General features: G+C 67.0%; 20 protein-coding genes. 11 read left to right on the plus strand and 9 right to left on the minus strand.

Features of this window, described 5'->3' with window-relative positions; all coding sequences use genetic code 11:
• The 5 genes from A9X05_RS00855 to A9X05_RS00875 all read left to right on the plus strand — a co-directional run.
• Positions 1 to 747: alpha/beta hydrolase (locus A9X05_RS00855; protein WP_067778502.1), on the plus strand; the 747-nt coding region annotated here is incomplete at its 5' end.
• On the plus strand, positions 744 to 1,559 hold the full coding sequence (locus tag A9X05_RS00860; RefSeq protein ID WP_067778505.1) for an NAD(P)-dependent oxidoreductase: 816 nt from the start codon (positions 744 to 746) through the stop codon (positions 1,557 to 1,559). The genes A9X05_RS00855 and A9X05_RS00860, both read left to right, overlap by 4 nt.
• Entirely contained in the window at positions 1,556 to 2,356 is an 801-nt protein-coding gene (locus A9X05_RS00865) for an NAD(P)-dependent oxidoreductase (protein ID WP_082970833.1), read from the plus strand. Before A9X05_RS00860 ends, A9X05_RS00865 begins: the two co-directional genes overlap by 4 nt.
• A 112-nt stretch (positions 2,357 to 2,468) precedes the next feature.
• On the plus strand, positions 2,469 to 3,674 hold the full coding sequence (locus tag A9X05_RS00870; RefSeq protein ID WP_067758435.1) for a cytochrome P450: 1,206 nt from the start codon (positions 2,469 to 2,471) through the stop codon (positions 3,672 to 3,674).
• Between the two features lie 10 nt (positions 3,675 to 3,684).
• Complete coding sequence (locus A9X05_RS00875) at positions 3,685 to 3,885, plus strand: ferredoxin (RefSeq protein ID WP_007168596.1); 201 nt, start codon at positions 3,685 to 3,687, stop codon at positions 3,883 to 3,885.
• Positions 3,886 to 3,888: 3 nt separating this feature from the next.
• On the opposite strand, the gene A9X05_RS00880 is transcribed toward A9X05_RS00875, so the two are convergent.
• From A9X05_RS00880 to A9X05_RS00920, 9 genes are all read right to left on the minus strand, one after another.
• Positions 3,889 to 4,122 carry a DUF1330 domain-containing protein gene (locus tag A9X05_RS00880; RefSeq protein WP_231969117.1) on the minus strand — a complete coding sequence of 78 codons (234 nt, stop codon included), beginning with the start codon at positions 4,120 to 4,122 and terminating at the stop codon, positions 3,889 to 3,891.
• Between the two features lie 69 nt (positions 4,123 to 4,191).
• A complete protein-coding gene (locus A9X05_RS00885; protein ID WP_067758425.1) occupies positions 4,192 to 4,380 on the minus strand; it encodes a ferredoxin in 189 nt (62 codons plus the stop codon).
• Positions 4,377 to 5,648, minus strand: a complete 1,272-nt coding sequence (locus A9X05_RS00890; RefSeq protein ID WP_067758423.1) for a cytochrome P450 — start codon at positions 5,646 to 5,648, stop codon at positions 4,377 to 4,379. The genes A9X05_RS00885 and A9X05_RS00890 overlap by 4 nt, the downstream gene beginning before the upstream one ends.
• 122 nt (positions 5,649 to 5,770) lie before the next feature.
• Positions 5,771 to 6,286, minus strand: a complete 516-nt coding sequence (locus A9X05_RS00895) for a hypothetical protein (protein WP_067778511.1) — start codon at positions 6,284 to 6,286, stop codon at positions 5,771 to 5,773.
• Positions 6,287 to 6,303: 17 nt separating this feature from the next.
• Positions 6,304 to 6,897, minus strand: coding sequence for a TetR/AcrR family transcriptional regulator (locus A9X05_RS00900; protein ID WP_067758417.1), 594 nt, complete (start codon positions 6,895 to 6,897; stop codon positions 6,304 to 6,306).
• 118 nt (positions 6,898 to 7,015) lie between these two features.
• Complete coding sequence (locus A9X05_RS00905; protein ID WP_067758413.1) at positions 7,016 to 8,164, minus strand: thiolase family protein; 1,149 nt, start codon at positions 8,162 to 8,164, stop codon at positions 7,016 to 7,018.
• 4 nt (positions 8,165 to 8,168) lie between these two features.
• Positions 8,169 to 8,978 carry an enoyl-CoA hydratase/isomerase family protein gene (locus A9X05_RS00910; protein ID WP_067778513.1) on the minus strand — a complete coding sequence of 270 codons (810 nt, stop codon included), beginning with the start codon at positions 8,976 to 8,978 and terminating at the stop codon, positions 8,169 to 8,171.
• Positions 8,975 to 10,141, minus strand: a complete 1,167-nt coding sequence (locus A9X05_RS00915) for an acyl-CoA dehydrogenase family protein (RefSeq protein ID WP_067778515.1) — start codon at positions 10,139 to 10,141, stop codon at positions 8,975 to 8,977. The genes A9X05_RS00910 and A9X05_RS00915 overlap by 4 nt, the downstream gene beginning before the upstream one ends.
• 109 nt (positions 10,142 to 10,250) lie before the next feature.
• The gene (locus A9X05_RS00920; protein WP_067778518.1) at positions 10,251 to 11,549 is read right to left on the minus strand and encodes an amidohydrolase family protein; all 1,299 of its coding nucleotides are present in this window, start codon (positions 11,547 to 11,549) and stop codon (positions 10,251 to 10,253) included.
• Positions 11,550 to 11,983: 434 nt separating this feature from the next.
• On the opposite strand from A9X05_RS00920, the gene A9X05_RS00925 reads away from it, so the two are divergent.
• From A9X05_RS00925 to A9X05_RS00950, 6 genes are all read left to right on the plus strand, one after another.
• Positions 11,984 to 12,520, plus strand: a complete 537-nt coding sequence (locus A9X05_RS00925; RefSeq protein ID WP_067758393.1) for a carboxymuconolactone decarboxylase family protein — start codon at positions 11,984 to 11,986, stop codon at positions 12,518 to 12,520.
• A gap of 13 nt (positions 12,521 to 12,533) precedes the next feature.
• A complete protein-coding gene (locus A9X05_RS00930) occupies positions 12,534 to 13,820 on the plus strand; it encodes an aromatic ring-hydroxylating dioxygenase subunit alpha (RefSeq protein WP_067758390.1) in 1,287 nt (428 codons plus the stop codon).
• Positions 13,795 to 14,127, plus strand: a complete 333-nt coding sequence (locus tag A9X05_RS00935) for a hypothetical protein (RefSeq protein WP_067758387.1) — start codon at positions 13,795 to 13,797, stop codon at positions 14,125 to 14,127. Before A9X05_RS00930 ends, A9X05_RS00935 begins: the two co-directional genes overlap by 26 nt.
• A 3-nt stretch (positions 14,128 to 14,130) precedes the next feature.
• On the plus strand, positions 14,131 to 15,363 hold the full coding sequence (locus A9X05_RS00940) for an amidohydrolase family protein (protein ID WP_067758384.1): 1,233 nt from the start codon (positions 14,131 to 14,133) through the stop codon (positions 15,361 to 15,363).
• Complete coding sequence (locus A9X05_RS00945) at positions 15,335 to 15,769, plus strand: nuclear transport factor 2 family protein (protein WP_067758381.1); 435 nt, start codon at positions 15,335 to 15,337, stop codon at positions 15,767 to 15,769. Before A9X05_RS00940 ends, A9X05_RS00945 begins: the two co-directional genes overlap by 29 nt.
• On the plus strand, positions 15,766 to 16,272 hold a 507-nt coding region (locus A9X05_RS00950), incomplete at its 3' end, for an acyl-CoA dehydrogenase family protein (protein WP_197498856.1). The genes A9X05_RS00945 and A9X05_RS00950, both read left to right, overlap by 4 nt.

Consider the following 16,272-nt stretch of genomic DNA (forward strand, 5'->3'; position numbering starts at 1 on the left):
GACTGTCCGGGGCATCCGTCGTATTCGCTGTTGCGGACCGGCGCGGCGGCCGGATTCACCGTGGTGGCGATCGACCGGCCGGGCTACGGCAGCTCCGCGCCCTATCCGGAGGCGATGGCCGAGGGCGATCAGCGCGTCAACCTGGCGTACGGTGCGGTCGAGCGCATCATCGGTGAACGATCAAGGGGCGCGGGCCTGTTCGTGATGGGGCATTCGGGCGGCTGCGAGCTGACGATGCGGATGGCCGCCGACGAGCGCGGTGCCGATCTGCTCGGCATCGAATTGGCCGGCACCGGTCGGCACTACCACCCCGCCGCCAAGGAGATACTCAAAACGGCGACCCGCGAACGACGTCCACCGGGCATGCGCGAGCTGCTGTGGAGCCCGGAACACCTGTATCCGCCCGAGGTTCTCGGCGGCGCGACGGTGTCCCCTTCTGCGCCTTCGTATGAGGACCAAATGGTGTCGGACTGGGCGCGCCAGACTTTCCCGACGCTGGCCCCGGCCGTGCGGGTGCCTGTCCACTTCAGCATCGCCGAACACGAGAAGGTCTGGCAGGCCGACGATTCGGCGGTGCAGCAGATCACCGCGATGTTCTCCGCCGCGCCGCGCTTCACCGTGCACCGGCAGCCCGGGGCGGGGCACAACATCAGCCTCGGCCACACCGCCGCGGATTATCACGCGGAGGTCCTCGCGTTCGTCGACGAATGCGTGACGGCATCGGGTTCGGAAGAGGCCACCGGATGAGGGTCGGATTCATCGGTCTGGGCAGTCAGGGCGGCCCCATGGCGAGGCGGATCGTCGAGGGCGGCTACGAGACGACGCTGTGGGCACGCCGACCCGCAACCCTCGAGGCGTTCGCCGACACCGCGGCGAAGATCGCCGAGTCACCGGCCGAGCTCGCCGCGGCCAGCGATCTGGTCTGCCTCTGCGTCGTGGGTGATGCAGACATCGAGGAGATCACGTCGGGTGAGGGCGGCGTGCTGGCCGCGATGAAGCCGGGTGGTGTCATCGCGATCCACAGCACCGTGCATCCCAACACCTGCCGGGGACTGGCGAACCAAGCCGCGGCCAAAGGGATTTCGGTGGTCGACGCGCCCGTGAGTGGGGGCGGGGGAGCCGCGTCCGAAGGGCGCCTGCTGGTGATGGTGGGCGGCGACGCCGACGTCGTCGAGCGGTGCCGCCCGGTCTTCGCCACCTATGCCGATCCGGTCGTGCACCTCGGCGAGCTCGGTTCCGGTCAAACCACGAAGCTGCTCAACAACCTGCTCTTCACCGCCCACCTGGGCACCGCGGCCACCGCGCTCTCACTGGCCCGCGCCCTCGGCGTCGACCCGGACCGTCTCACCGAAGTGGTCTCGCGCAGCAGTGGAAACAGCTTCGCGCTCAACGCCCTTGGCGGGATCGGCGGACTGGACCAGCTTGCCGGGGTGGCCGGGACGCTGCTGCAAAAGGACGTCCGCCTGGTGGTGGACCTGGCCGACCGAGCCGGCGCGAACGGCGGCGCCGTCCTGGACGCGGCCGACGCCGCGCTGGGCCTCATGGGGCATCCGAGGTGAGGGTCGGGTTCGTCGGCGCCGGACGGATGGGCCGCCCCATGGTGGCCCGACTGGTGGCGGCCGGACACGACGTCCGGGCCTTGGGCCGGACCACTGAAAAGCGAAGCGATCTCGAGCAGCTCGGTGCGCGCGCGGTCGGTGACCCGGTCGAGGCGGGTGCACGCGCCGACGTGGTGGTGCTTTGCGTGTTCACCGACGAGCAGGTGCGCGACGTATGCCTGCACGGCGGGCTGCTGTCCGCCATGCCTCCCGGGTCGGCGCTGGTGGTGCACACCACCGCCGGCCCGAACACGATCGACGCGGTCGCCACACAAGCGGAAGGCGTCGACGTCATCGATGCCGCGGTCAGCGGCGGCCCGCACGACGTGGCGGCCGGCCGGCTCACGCTGTTCGTGGGCGGCACGGAGGACGCCGTGGCGCGGGTGCGGGCGGTGCTGGCCTGCTACGGAGACCCGGTTCTCCACGTGGGCCCGCGTGGCTCCGGCCAAAAGGTGAAGCTGGTCAACAACGCGTTGTTCGCGGGCCATATCGGGCTGCTCGCGGAGGCCGTGCGATTGGGTGAGCGACTTGGCGTGCCGGAAGCGACGATGTTGGCCGCCTTGGCGCAGGGCAGCGCAACCAGTCGTGTCCTCGGCCTCGCGGCGGCGGCCGGTTCCGTCGCGTCGTTCATCGAGGTTGCCGGTGAATTCGTCCAGAAGGACGTCAGCGTGGTGCGTGGCATCGCCAGGGAATCCGGCAGCGAACTGGGCGCTCTGGATAACGCGATCAACGCCGTCGGCGTCTCGAACGGGGTTTGAGATGCCAGCGTTTCGGTCTTTCCGGTTCGTCACGAAGGTATTACCGTTACCGTTACAGTCAACGACTCGGCTGTAACGGTTTCAGCCCGCCCTCGCCGCTGAGGAGGATTCAGTGACAAAACCGAAGGTCGTCTTCGATCCGTACTCCGAGGACTACTACAACAATCCGTTCGACATCTATCGACGGATGCGCGAGGACGCGCCGCTGTACTACGACGAAAAAGAGGATTTCTACGCGTTGACCCGCCACGAAGACGTCGCGGCGGCTTTCAAAGACTTCGAGACCTATTCCTCGGCACGCGGCTGCGACCTGGCGATGGTGCGCCGGGGCATCTCGCCCGAGCAGAAGTCGATCATCTTCATGGATCCGCCGGAGCACCGCCACATGCGCAGCCTGCTCAACAAGGCGTTCACCCCGCGGGCGATCCAATCGCAGCGGGACACCGTCATCGAGGTGATCGACAAGTACCTGGGCGCCGCCGACCCGGAGAATTTCGACGTGGTCCAGGACTTCTCCGGGCCGTTCCCGGTGGAAGTCATCACCAGGATGGCCGGGGTTCCGGAGGAATACCGCCAGCAGGTGCGCCACTGGATCGACACCAGCCTGTCCCACGAACCCGGCCAGATCGAGATCAGCGAAGCCGGCATGCAGGCCAACATCGACACGGCGATGTACTACTTCAGCCTGGTGCAGGAGCGCCGCCAGGAACCGCAGGACGACATGATCAGCCGCCTGATCGCGGCCGAGGTCCCGGGCGAGGACGGCCAGCTACGCAAGCTCGACGACATCGAGATCTGCGGGTTCGCGACCCTTTTGGGCGGAGCGGGCGCCGAGACCGTCACCAAGCTGCTCGGCAACGCGGCGGTGATCTTCGCCCGTCACCCGGACCAGTGGCAGAAGCTACAGGAGGATCGCGACAAGATCCCGGGCGCGGTGGAGGAGCTGCTGCGCTACGAGGGGCCGGTGCAGTACAACGTCCGCTACACGCTCAAAGAGGCGCACGTCAGCGGTGGCGTGATCCCTCCGGGCAAGCCGGTGTTTCTCTGTGGCGCGGCAGCCAACCGCGATCCGGAGGCCTTCACCGACGCCGACACGTTCGACATCGAGCGTGACCAGACCGAGGCCCAGCACCTTGGCCTCGGGTATGGGATTCACAGCTGCCTCGGCGCCGCGCTGGCACGCATGGAAAGCAGGATCGCGCTCGAGCGGCTCCTCGACTTCATGCCGCGCTACGAGGTGGACTGGGCGGGCTGCAAACGGGTAACCATGCAAAACGTCGCGGGCTGGAAGAACGTGCCCGTCAAGGTGCTTCGGTAAGGGGGTTGCGGTGACGAAGAAGATCGAAGTCGATTGGGGGCTCTGCGAGAGCAACGGCGTCTGCATGGGCATCAACCCGGAGATCTTTCTCCTCGGCGACGACGACATGCTGACCGTCTTGCAGGAGGAAGTCACCCCGGAGAACGAACACGACGTTCGCGAGGCCGTTCGTCAGTGCCCGCGGCAGGCCATTTCGATTGTGGGCGAGTAGCGATCAGAATCCGGAAAGGATGACGGCGTTGCAGTCCGCCGCTTCCTGCCGAAGTTTCGCCGCCTTCTGGTAGCCCTCGGACTCGTACCACGCGCGGGCCGCGTCCACCGATTCGAATTCCAGCACGACGGTCTGGTCGCCGTGCCAGCTGCCCTCGATCACCTGGGGAGCCGCGTCCACCGCCAGAATGGTGGCCCCGGCCATCGCCGAACCGGCCGCCTGCGCATAGGCCTTCATACCCTCCGGATCTTTGATGGCTTCCGTGAGGATGACGTACCCTTTCGCCACTGAATCTCCTTGACTGGATTAGGTTTTGCTGATCGCCTGCTCGGGACAGCACTCGATGGCCTCTTGGGTGGCCGCTTCGAATTCCGTTGGGACGTCGGATGCTATCGCCTCGGCGTAGCCGTCGTCGGTGAGGCTGAAGACTTCTGGGCACAGCGTCGTGCAGACGCCGTGGCCGCGGCAGCGCTGGTCGTCGACGGTGACTTTCATGTCCGCGTGAACTCCAGGTGCAGCTCGGTCAGGCCGCGCAGGATGTAAGTCGGAACGTATTGGTAGCGGCGGTCATTCGCCGGGCCGTGCGCCTTCTCGTCGATCCGGATATCCGACGTCCGGTCGAGCAGGCGCTCGATCGCCACCCGTGTTTCGGCGCGGGCCAGCGGGGCGCCGGGGCAACTGTGGATGCCGCGCCCGAACGAGATGTGCTGACGGGCGTTCTTGCGGGCCGGGTCGAAGGTGGCGGGATCGTCGAACCGGCGGGGGTCGCGGTTGGCGGCCGCCTGCACGACCATCACGGTGGTTCCCGCCGGCAGGTCGACGCCCCCGACGTTGGCGGGCACCCGGTTCAATCGGAAGTCGCCCTTGACCGGGCTTTCGTGCCGCAACGACTCCTCGATGAAGTTGGGGATCAGGCTCCGGTCCTTGCGCAACTGAGCCTGAATGTCCGGCCGCTCCCCGAGGGTCTGCAGGGCCGCGCCAAGCAGCCTGACGGTGGTCTCCTGGCCCGCCGAGAAGACGTTGCTGGCGACGCGGGCCACGTCTTCGACGTCGGGCGTCGAGCCGTCCGGGTAGGTGGCGGTGGCCAGCCCGGTCAGCACGTCGTCGCGCGGCTCGCGCCTGCGGTCGCGGACATAGTCGGAGAAGAGACCGTAGAGGAATTCCAGCGGGCTGTGCGCCAGCGAGCCCTTGGTGCCCCCGACGCCGCCACCGGAATGGTCGCGGATCCCCTTGACGAACTTGTCGCGATCCTCCTCGGGCACGCCGAGCAGGTCGGCGATGACCAGCAGCGTGAACGGGCCGGCGAAGCCCTTGATCCAGTCGCCGTGCCCTGGCGCGAGGAACGTGTCGAGTACCTGGTCGGCGAGCACCCACATGGCGTCCTCGTTCTCCTTGAGGCGCTTCGGGGTGATCAGCCGCATCAGCAGCGAGCGGTGGTTGGTGTGGGTCGGCGGATCGAGGGTGGGCAGCTGGTCGCTGAACGGCAACTCGTCGCGGTGCTTTTCGATCAGCTCGGTGATGTCGTCACCCTCCAGAGGCACCGGGAAGCCGGGAAACGGACCGGTCACCGAGATGCAGGAGGACCAAGTCTCGGCGTCGTTGAGGACCGCGCAAGCCTCGTCCCAACCGGTGATCATCGTGACGTCGTGATGGGGTTCGCGCGTCACCGGGCACTGGCGGCGCAGCGCCTCGTAGTAGGGGTACGGGTCCTCGATGAGCTCGCTGCCGCGGAAGAAGTCCAACTCGGAGAATTCGTTCGCCATCTCCTGCTCCTTGAATCTCGGCTAGTGAGAACGTGCCTCTCGCAGATGAGCATTACATTTCCATACGGCCTGGTGGTCGTCAACGAGGGGGCATCGGAGCGGGCGCGGGCGCCGACTGCCCGTCAGCCGGCGGGGATCAGGTCGGCGGCCACCGATGGCCATGCGAGCAGCCCGCTGCGGAAGGTTTCGACCTGACCGATCGAGCTGTCCGGGAGAGCGGCGGCGGCCAGGGCCTGGGCCTTGAACGTGCGGGCGGCCATGCTCAGCCGGTGCTGCACCAGGCCAACGCTGTCGTCGAGTTCGGCGGGCCACGTCTCCCCCCACAGCGTGACCTCGGTGACCCCGTGGTCCAGGGCCTGCAGCACCCCTTGCCGTACCCGCGAGTCGCATCCGAACAGGTCAGCCGCGGCGGCCAGGGCCTGGGGACGAGGACGCGACTCCACCGACGCCAAAGCGTCTTCGAGGTCGACCACCCGGGCGCCCAGGATCTCCAGCGGCCGGTCGTCGGCGTGGCCGGCGTCGTCGGCCAGCAGCACGGTGACGTCCCACCCCGCCATCGCCCGGTCGAAGAGCCAGCCGCCGGCGAACCGCACCACGTCGACCGCGGTGCCCGCGACCACGTCGAGCCGGTATCTCATGTCCTCGCGCGGCCCTTCTACGGGGCGAAGTCCCGCGCCAGCGTCTCGGCGTACTGCTTGAACACCTCGGTTAGCGGTATCGATGGATCGAGCAACCATGTGGTTTCCATTCCGTGGACGAAGGCGAGAATCTCTACCGCCTTGACGGCGGGGTCGACGTCCGCCCGGTACCGGCCATCGGCCTGCCCGCGGCGGATGAGGTCGGCGACGATGTCGGTCGCGGCGCGGTGCCGGGCCAGCATCCGGTCGTGCAGTGGAGCGTCGGGCAGGATGTTCTCCACCAGCAACACCGTGAACGTTCCGACGAGTTCGGGTGCCCGGCTGAACCGGTCGGCGACCTGCGCGATCTGGGCGAAGAGATCACCGGTCCGGTCGGCGTGCAGGTCGTCGTCGAGGTCGCGGGCGTCGAGGACGGCATGCAGCAGCTGCTCTTTGGACTCGAAGTGATGCAGCAATCCCGCGGGGGTGACCCCGGCCTCGCCGGCGATCTGGGCCAGGGTCGTGCTGCGCCAGCCGTTGCGGGTGAGCAGCCGTTGCGCGACGTCGAGGATCCGCTGCTTGCGGTCCTCACCTTTGGCGAGCAACGTGTCGTAACGCCGTGCGTCGGGCACCGGACTCCTTCGGCCGATCGGCGGGCGGAACCAACCTAGTGAACACACAGTAGGTTAGTTCGGCCGCTGCGACAAGGGTCACGCAGGAGACCTTTTTCGGCGCGCGGCGGCGCCGTCGCTAGCGGACCAGCTCGACCAGGGTGGCGTTGGCGGTCCCGCCACCCTCGCACATGGTCTGCAGCCCGTAGCGGATTCCGTTGGCGCGCATATGGTGCGCCATCCGCGTCATCAACACGGCCCCGGATGCGCCCAGCGGGTGCCCCAGAGCGATGGCGCCGCCGAGCGGGTTCACCCGCTCGGGTTCGGCCCCCGTCTCGGCGAGCCAGGCGAGCGGCACCGGCGCGAAGGCCTCGTTCACCTCGAACGCGCCCACCTCGGAGAGTGGGACCCCGGCCTTCTTCAGCACCTTTTCGGTCGCAGGGATGGGTCCGGTGAGCATGAGGACGGGATCGGCGCCGGTCACCGCGCCGGCCAGATACCGCACCAACGGGGTGAGCCCCAGTTCGACCGCCATCTCCGCGGTCGTCACCAGCAGCGCGGCGGCGCCGTCGGAGATCTGCGAGGAGTTGCCCGCGTGGATGACGCCGTCTTCGGTGAAGGCGGGCTTGAGTCCGCTGAGTTTCTCGACCGTGGTCCCCCGCCGCACTCCCTCGTCGGCGGCGACGACCGTGTCGTCGCCGGTGAACACCGGCACGATCTGGTCGGTGAACGCGCCGGCGTCCTGGGCCGCCGCGGCCCGTTCGTGGGATTGGGCGGAGTACTCGTCGAGCCGGGTGCGGGAAAAACCCCACTTCTTGGCGATCATCTCCGCCGACAGGCCCTGGTTGAAGGAGAAGTCGTCGTAGCGGGCGAGAACCTTGGGGCCGTACGGCATGCCGGTCGCCCGGGCCGAGCCGAGCGGGACGCGGCTCATGACCTCGACACCGCCTGCGACCACGACGTCCTGTTGGCCGGACATGACCGCCTGCACGGCGAAGTCGAGCGCCTGCTGGCTCGAGCCGCACGCGCGGTTCACGGTGGTCCCGGGGATGGTCTCCGGCCAGCCGGCGGCCAGGACCGCGTAGCGGCCGATGTTGCTGGACTGGTCGCCGACCTGGGACACACATCCCCAGATCACGTCGTCGACCATCTCCGGGCCGACTCCCGTGCGTTCCAGCAGTTCGTTGAGGACGACGGCCGACAGGTCCGCGGCGTGCATCCCGGCCAGGCCGCCGTTGCGCTTGCCCACCGCGGTGCGCACGGCTTCGACGATGACTGTTTCCCGCATTTCCCTACTCCGCTTCCTTGGATTTCGATAGCGCCCACCGGCCAGTAAACGACGGCTCCCGCCGCTGCGCGAAGGCGGCATAGGCGGCGGACGCGTCGGCCGTCGCGAAATTGCCGACCTGGGCGCGGGCCTCGTTGGCCAGTGCGTCGCGCAACGTGCTGTCCGCACCCTCGTTCAGCAGGGCCTTGGTGTGGGCGAGGGCGATCGGCGGGCCGGCCGCCAGCCGGTGGGCGAGATCGTCGACGAAGGCGTCGATCTCCGCGGCCGGCACCAGCCACGTCACCAAGTTCAGCGCGTGCGCCTCCTCGGCGTCGATCGTCTCGGCGAGCAGCGCGAGCCGCTTGGCCTGTTGCAGGCCAACGAGTTTGGGCAGCAACCACGATCCGCCGAGGTCGATCGACAGACCACGCTTGGAAAAGATCTGGCAGAACTTCGATTCCGGCGTTGCCACGACGAAGTCGCATCCCAGCGCGAGATTCCATCCCGCCCCGACGGCCACTCCGGCCACCTTGGCGATGGTCGGCATCGCAAGCTCGTGCAGGGCCAGCGCCACGTCGGTCAAACGCTGCAGCTTGTAGGTCGGATGAATGTCGTCGGGGACCGAGATGTCCGCGCCGGAGCAGAAGCTGCCGCCGGAGCCGGTGAGCACGAGCGCGCGCACGCCGCGGTCGTGGCCGGCGGCCTGCAGCGCGTCCCGCAACGCGATCCACAGTTCGGGGTTGATCGCATTCTTGCGGCGCGGGCGGTTGAGCGTGAGCGTGCGTACGCCGTCGCGGTCCTCGGACAGCAGCACGTGCTCGTCGGGCGCGGTCAATAGCTCCTCGGCAGTTTCAACACGTTGGATCCCAGGAAGTTCAGGATCATCTCCTGGCTGACCGGCGCGATCTTCATCAGCCGGGCCTCGCGGAAGTAGCGGGTGATGTGGTACTCCTCCGCGTAACCCATGCCGCCGTGGGTTTGCAACGCCCGGTCCGCGGCGGTGAAGCCGGCGTCGGCGCACAGGTATTTCGCGGTATTCGCCTCGCGCCCACAGGGTTTGCCGTTGTCGTACAGCCAGGTCGCCTTGCGCAGCATCAACTCGGCGGCGTCGAGGCGTGCCAGCGAGTCGGCGAGCGGGAATTGCAGGCCCTGGTTCATGCCGATGGGCCGGCCGAAGACCTCACGCTCGTTGCCGTATTTCACCGCCTTGTCCAGCGCCACCCGGCCGATGCCGAGCGCCTCGGCGGCGATCAGCATCCGCTCCGGGTTGAGGCCGTCCAAGATGTACTGAAATCCCTTGCCCTCCTCGCCGATTCGGTCCTCGACCGGAACCTCGAGATTGTCGATGAACAATTCGTTGGAGCTCACCGCGTTGCGGCCCATCTTGCGGATGGGGCGGACGTCGACCCTGCTGCGGTCGAGGTCGGTGATGAACAACGTCATCCCATCGGTCTTCTTGGACACTTCCTCGTAGCTCTGGGTGCGGGTGAGTAGCAGGATCTTGTCCGACTCCATGGCTTTGGAGATCCACACCTTGCGGCCGTTGACGATGTAGCGGTCGCCGTCGCGTTTGGCGAAGGTGGTGATGCGCGAGGTGTCCAGCCCCGCACCGGGTTCGGTCACGCCGAAGCAGACGTGCACCTCGCCGGTGGCGACCTTGGGCAGCGTGCGCGCCTTGAGTTCGTCGGAGCCGTGCACCACCACCGGTTGCATGCCGAAGATGGACAGGTGAATCGCGCTGGCGGCGTTCATGGCGCCGCCGGACTTCGCGACCTCTTCCAGCAGGATGGTGGCTTCGGTGATCCCGAGGCCGTGACCGCCGTACTCGGCGGGGATCGTCATGCCGAGCCAGCCGCCGTCGGCGATGGCCTGATAGAACTCGGAAGGGAATTCGTGGGCCTGGTCTTTTTCCATCCAGTACTGGTCGTCGAACTTGCGCGCCAGCTCGGCGACGGACCGGCGGATCAGCTCCTGATCATCGGTCAGCTCGAAGTTCATTCCGGCGCTGGGCATTGGCGCACCTCCATCAAGCGCGAGCAGACGCAGAATCGCACGATCGCGGCCCGCGCAGTGCGATTCTGCGTCTGCTCGCCCGGGAACGGGACCGTTAATCCTTGTTGCCGCTGAGGGCCTTCGCGTTGGCCGCGAATTCCGCGAAGGACGAGCCGCCCCGGCTGTCCTTGTCGTGGCCCTTCGCCTTGATGGACACGTCGTGCCCCTCGGCGGCCTTGCGCAGCGCACCGACCGTCGCCTGTTCGCGCGAAATGTGCGTGAACGGGTCGAACGAGTACCAGCGCATGGCGTTCTCGTGCGTCATCTTGTTGATCTCATCGTCGGGAACGTTGTTGATGCTCAGTACGTCCCACAGCTCTTCCGGCGCGCCCGGCCACATCGAGTCGCTGTGCGGATAGTCGGCTTCCCAGCAGATGTTGTCGATGCCGATCATGTTGCGTAGCGCCACGCCCACCTTGTCGCTGATGAAGCAGGTCAGGAAGTGGTCGCGGAAGACCTCGCTGGGCAGCTTGCCCTTGAAGTTCTGGTGCGTCCAGGCGGAGTGCATCTCGTAGGTCCGGTCGGCGCGCTCGAGGAAGTAGGGGATCCAGCCCGTTCCGCCCTCGGACAGCGCGATTTTCAGGTCCGGGTACTCCTTGATCGGCCGCGACCACAACAGGTCGGCGGCGGCCTGCACGATGTTCATCGGCTGCAGCGTGATCATCACGTCCATCGGCGCGTCCGGCGCGGTGATTGCCAACCGGCCCGAGGACCCGATGTGCACGTTCATCACGGTGTCGGTCTCCACCAACGCTTTCCACAGTGGGTTCCAGTACTCGTCATGGAAACTGGGATAGCCCATCGCGGCCGGGTTTTCGGTGAAGGTCAGCGCGTGCACGCCCTTCTTCGACACCCGCCGTACCTCGGCGGCGCACGCCTCGGCATCCCAGATCACCGGGATCGCCATCGGGATGAAGCGCGCGGGATAGGCGCCGCACCACTCGTCGATGTGCCAGTCGTTGTAGGCCTGCACCAGCGCGATCGAGAAGTCGTTGTCGTCGGTGGCGAACAGCCGCCCGGCGAAGCCCGGGAAGGACGGGAAGCAGATCGAGGCCAGGATGCCGCCGGCGTTCATGTCCTTGACGCGCTCGTCGACGTTGTAACAACCCGGCCGGATCTCGTCGAGCCCCGTCGGCTCGATGCCGTACTCCTCCTTCGGCCGACCGGCGACGGCGTTGAGCGCGACGTTGGGGATGACGGTGTCGCGGAACTTCCACATGTCCGAACCGTCGGCGTTGTGCACCAGCCGCGGCGCGTCGTCCTGATACTTCTTCGGCAGGTGGTTCTTGAACATGTCCGGCGGCTCAACGGTGTGGTCGTCGACGCTGATCAGGATCATGTCTTCTTTGTTCATGGCCGTTGCCCTTCCGTCGGGTCCGCCTATCCGGTTCCGCTCCCACGCAGCCTCGGCGAATCGCTGTCCCGTGCCAAGATCACTAAAATGAAAACTATCTTCTCGCCAAGCGAGAATCAACATCCAGCCGACGCCACGACCGGCTTTCGCCCGCCCCACCGGTGGCGGAACACGCCCATAAACCGCCCGCCCCGGGACGAGGATGCGCCGAGGTAGCCGGCCTCGTTGTCGGCGAGCCCCGCGCGGCCGCGGACGTTTTCGCAGGAAGGGAGCCGTTTTGGACGCCGCGTGCGCGCGCGGCATCCCAGCCGGGCGAGACCCCTCCCGCCGGCATTGACCGGCCGCGCGATTCGTGCAACTCTCTTGGTTGTAAATGAGAATCTGATTCTCCCTGGCCGAGAGGTGGCGGGGAGGATGGCGAGAGGAGAGCTCGGATGCGGTTGCCGCCGCTGCCGGCCGATCAGTGGGACGAAACCACCCACAAGGCGCTCTCGGCGATGCGTGACCCGGCTGCCAACAACGCGCTCAGCACCCTCGCCCGCCACCCGGCGCTGGCCAAGGCGTTTCTGCGGTTCAACGTTCATCTCTTGACCTCGTCCACGCTGCCGGCGCGCGTCCGCGAGCTGGCCATCCTGCGCGTGGCGCATCGTCGCGAATGCGCCTACGAGTGGTCTCACCACGCCCGCATGGCCAGGGACGAGGGAATCACCGACGATCAGATCGCCGCCGTAGTTGGTGATGCCGGCGAGAGCGCCGGCGACTTGGACGAGTTCGATCGCGCGGTGATCACCGCCGTCGACGAACTTGACGACAAATCGCGACTGTCCGACGAGACCTGGGCCGCGCTCGGCGAGCGCCTCGACGACCGGCAGCGGATGGATTTCGTCTTCACGGTCGGCTGCTACGCCACGCTGGCCATGGCCTTCAACACTTTTGGCGTACAGCTCGAAAACGCCGATCGGAACCACTGAGAGAGGTAGAAAGGTGCCCCACTTCCCCAAGCCGGCCGCAGGCAGCTGGACAGAGAACTACCCCGAACTCGGCACGGCGCCTGTCGATTACACCGACTCGATCGATCCGGCGTTCTTCGACGCCGAGCGCGACGCCGTCTTCAGGAAGACCTGGCTCAACGTCGGGCGGATCAATCGCCTCCCGCGCACCGGCAGCTACTTCACCCGGGAACTGCCGTCGGCGGGCAAGGGCACGTCGGTCATCATCGTCAAGACGAAGGACGGATCGGTCAAGGCGTATCACAACGTCTGCCGCCACCGCGGAAACAAGTTGGTGTGGAACGACTTCCCGAACGAGGAGACCTCCGGTACCTGCCGGCAGTTCACCTGCAAGTACCACGCCTGGCGCTACAGCCTCGACGGTGAGCTGACCTTCGTCCAGCAGGAAGACGAGTTCTTCAACCTCGACAAGGGCAACTTCGGCCTGGCGCCGGTCCGATGCGAGGTGTGGGAAGGTTTCATATTCATCAACTTCGACCAGAACGCGGCGCCGCTCGTCGACTACCTCGGGCCACTGGCCAAGAGCATCGAGGGCTACCCCTTCGGCGAGATGACCGAGACGTACTCCTACCGCGCCGAGGTCGGCAGCAACTGGAAGCTGTTCATCGACGCGTTCGTCGAGTTCTACCACGCGCCGATCCTGCACCAGGGCCAGTACACCAAGGAAGAAGCCGCCAAGATCCAGAAGTACGGCTATGAGGCGCTGCACTACGAGTTGGCCGGCCCGCACAATCTGCAGTCGACGTGGGGCGGCCAGGCGCCGCCCCCGGACATGTCCATGGTGAAGCCGATGGACCAGGTGTTGCGCAGCGGCCTGTTCGGCCCATGGGACAAGCCGGAGATCATCGAAAACCTCGACCTGCCACCGGGCGTCAACGTGAAGAGGGTGCCGCAGTGGGGCATCGACTCGTGGCTGTTCTACCCGAACTTCATGCTGCTGATCTGGGAGCCGGGCTGGTATTTGACCTACCACTACTGGCCGACCGCCGTGGACAAGCACATCTTCGAGTGCACGCTGTATTTCGTCCCGCCGCGCAATGCGCGGGAGCGGCTTGCCCAGGAGTTGGCCGCCGTGACCTTCAAGGAGTACGCGCTGCAGGACGCCAACACGCTGGAAGCGACCCAGACCATGATCGGCACGCGGGCCGTCACGGAATTCCTGCTGTGCGACCAGGAAGTCTTGATCCGTCATCTGCACAAGACGACCGGTGACTACGTCAAGGAGTATCAGAACAATGGCCACGTCGCTGCTGCCCGCTGAATTCGCCGACCTCGAGCCCTTTTTGGGCTGGGACCTGGCCACCGAACCCGAGCGCTACGCCAAGCGGCTGTCCTCGACGATGGCCGAGATGCAGGCCTTCTACGACGTGGCCTTCCCCCGCCTCGACGACGTGATCGCCTACTGTGACAGATACCCACTCGACGATCTCCCCGAGGACGCAAAGGCTCTCATGCACATGATGCAGTCGCTCGTCATGGTGTCGTTTCCGATCGAGGCCTGGAAACAGCCGAGGGTGCCCGACAGCGGCGCGGCCTGGGTGGAGTGCATCCGGGAGCCGGTGATCTGACCGGTGTTGACGCTTAAGGCCGCCGGGCTGCTCGATGTCGACGCCGGCGAGATCGTCTCCCCCGGCGTCGTCCAGGTGGAGGGCGACCGGATCGTGCGGGTCGGCGGCGAGCCGGAGGGCGAGCTCGTCGACCTCGGCGAGGCGATCCTGCTGCCGGGGCTGATGGACATGGAGGTCAACCTGTTGATGGGCGGCCGCGGCGAAAAGCCCGGCCTGTCCCAGGTTCAGGACGACCCGCCGACGCGGGTGTTGCGCGCGGTCGGCAACGCGCGGCGCACGCTGCGCGCCGGATTCACCACCGTGCGCAACCTCGGCCTGTTCGTCAAGACCGGCGGCTACCTGTTGGACGTCGCGCTGGGCAAGGCCATCGACGCGGGCTGGATCGACGGTCCGCGCGTCGTGCCGGCCGGGCACGCCATCACCCCCACCGGCGGCCACCTGGACCCCACGATGTTCGCGGCGTTCGCGCCCCACGCGCTGGAGCTGACCGTCGAAGAGGGCATCGCCAACGGCATCGACGAAATCCGCAAGGCCGTGCGCTACCAGATCAAACACGGCGCCGAGCTGATCAAGGTCTGTTGCTCGGGCGGGGTGATGTCGCTGACCGGTCCGCCTGGCGCACAACACTATTCCGACGAGGAACTGCGCGCGATCGTTGACGAGGCGCACCGGCGCGGGCTGCGCGTCGCCGCGCACACGCACGGGGCCGAGGCGGTCAAGCATGCCGTCGACGCCGGCATCGACTGCATCGAGCACGGCTTCTTGATCGACGACGAGGCGATCGCGTCCCTGGTCGAGCACGGCACCTTCCTGGTCAGCACGCGGCGCCTCGCCGACGGGGACGCCATGGACGTTTCGCACGCCCCGCCCGAGCTGCAGGCCAAGGCGGCCGAGATGTTCCCGAAGGCGCGCACCTCGATCGTGGCGGCGTACGAGGCGGGCGTGAAGATCGCGGTGGGCACCGACGCGCCCGCGATCCCGCACGGCCGCAACGCCGACGAACTTGTCACCCTTGTCAACTGGGGGCTGCCGCCGCTGGCGGTGCTGCGGGCGGCCACGGTGACCGCGGCCGAGCTGATCAACTCGACCGATCGCGGCCGGCTCGCGGCGGGTCAGCTCGCCGACATCATCGCGGTGCCGGGAAACCCCTTGGAAGACATCACCGTCACCCAGCACGTGAGCTTTGTCATGAAAGGCGGCAAGGTCTATGTCGACAAATCAGCAAACTCGAATTGACGACCTGGTCGAGATCCAGCAGCTGCTCGCCCGCTACGCGGTCACCATCACCCAAGAGGACATCGACGGGCTGATCGGCGTCTTCACCCCAGACGGCACCTACAGCGCCTTCGGCTCAACCTACAAGCTGGACAGGTTCCCCGAATTGGTCGCCGCCGCCCCAAAGGGATTGTTCCTCACCGGAACCGCCTTGATCGAGAACCTCGATGGTGACTCCGCGAGCGGCACCCAGCCGCTGTGCTTCATCGACCACGCCACCCACGACATGCGGATCGGCTACTACCGCGACACCTACTCCCGCACCCCGGACGGGTGGCGGCTGAAAACCCGTGCCATGACGTTCATTCGCCGCAGCGGCGTGCACGACTCCGGGCGCCCGCACGCCGTCGGCCGCCCCGCGCCGTGAATGTCGAGGAGTTCCGGGCGGGCCTGCGATCGTGGCTTGACGACAACGACCTGACCCCGGGACCCGACCACTCGCTACAGGGCCACATGCGGCAGTTCGCCCGGGTCAGCCGCGCGCTCTACGACGCCGATTGGATGCGCTACGGCTGGCCCGCCGAGGTCGGTGGATTGGGTGGCCCCGCGGTGCTGCGTGCGATCGTGGGCGAGGAGGTGGTTGGTCGCCGCCTCGCCGAACCCGGCCCCTATTCGATGCTCGAGGTGCTCGCACCCACGATGATCGACTACGCCCCGCCGGAGCTCGCCGCCGAAATGGTGCCGCGGCTGCTGAGCGGCGAAGAGCAATGGTGTCAAGGCTTTTCCGAACCGGGGTCGGGCAGCGACCTGGCCTCGCTGACCACCCGTGCGACGCAGCAAGGCGACAACTGGATCGTCAACGGGCAGAAGGTGTGGACTTCTGGCGCCCACGACGCCGACGTGTTGCTGACCTTCGTGCGAACCGACCCA

Source organism: Mycobacterium sp. E3298 (genome assembly GCF_001666895.1).
Lineage (GTDB): Bacteria > Actinomycetota > Actinomycetes > Mycobacteriales > Mycobacteriaceae > Mycobacterium.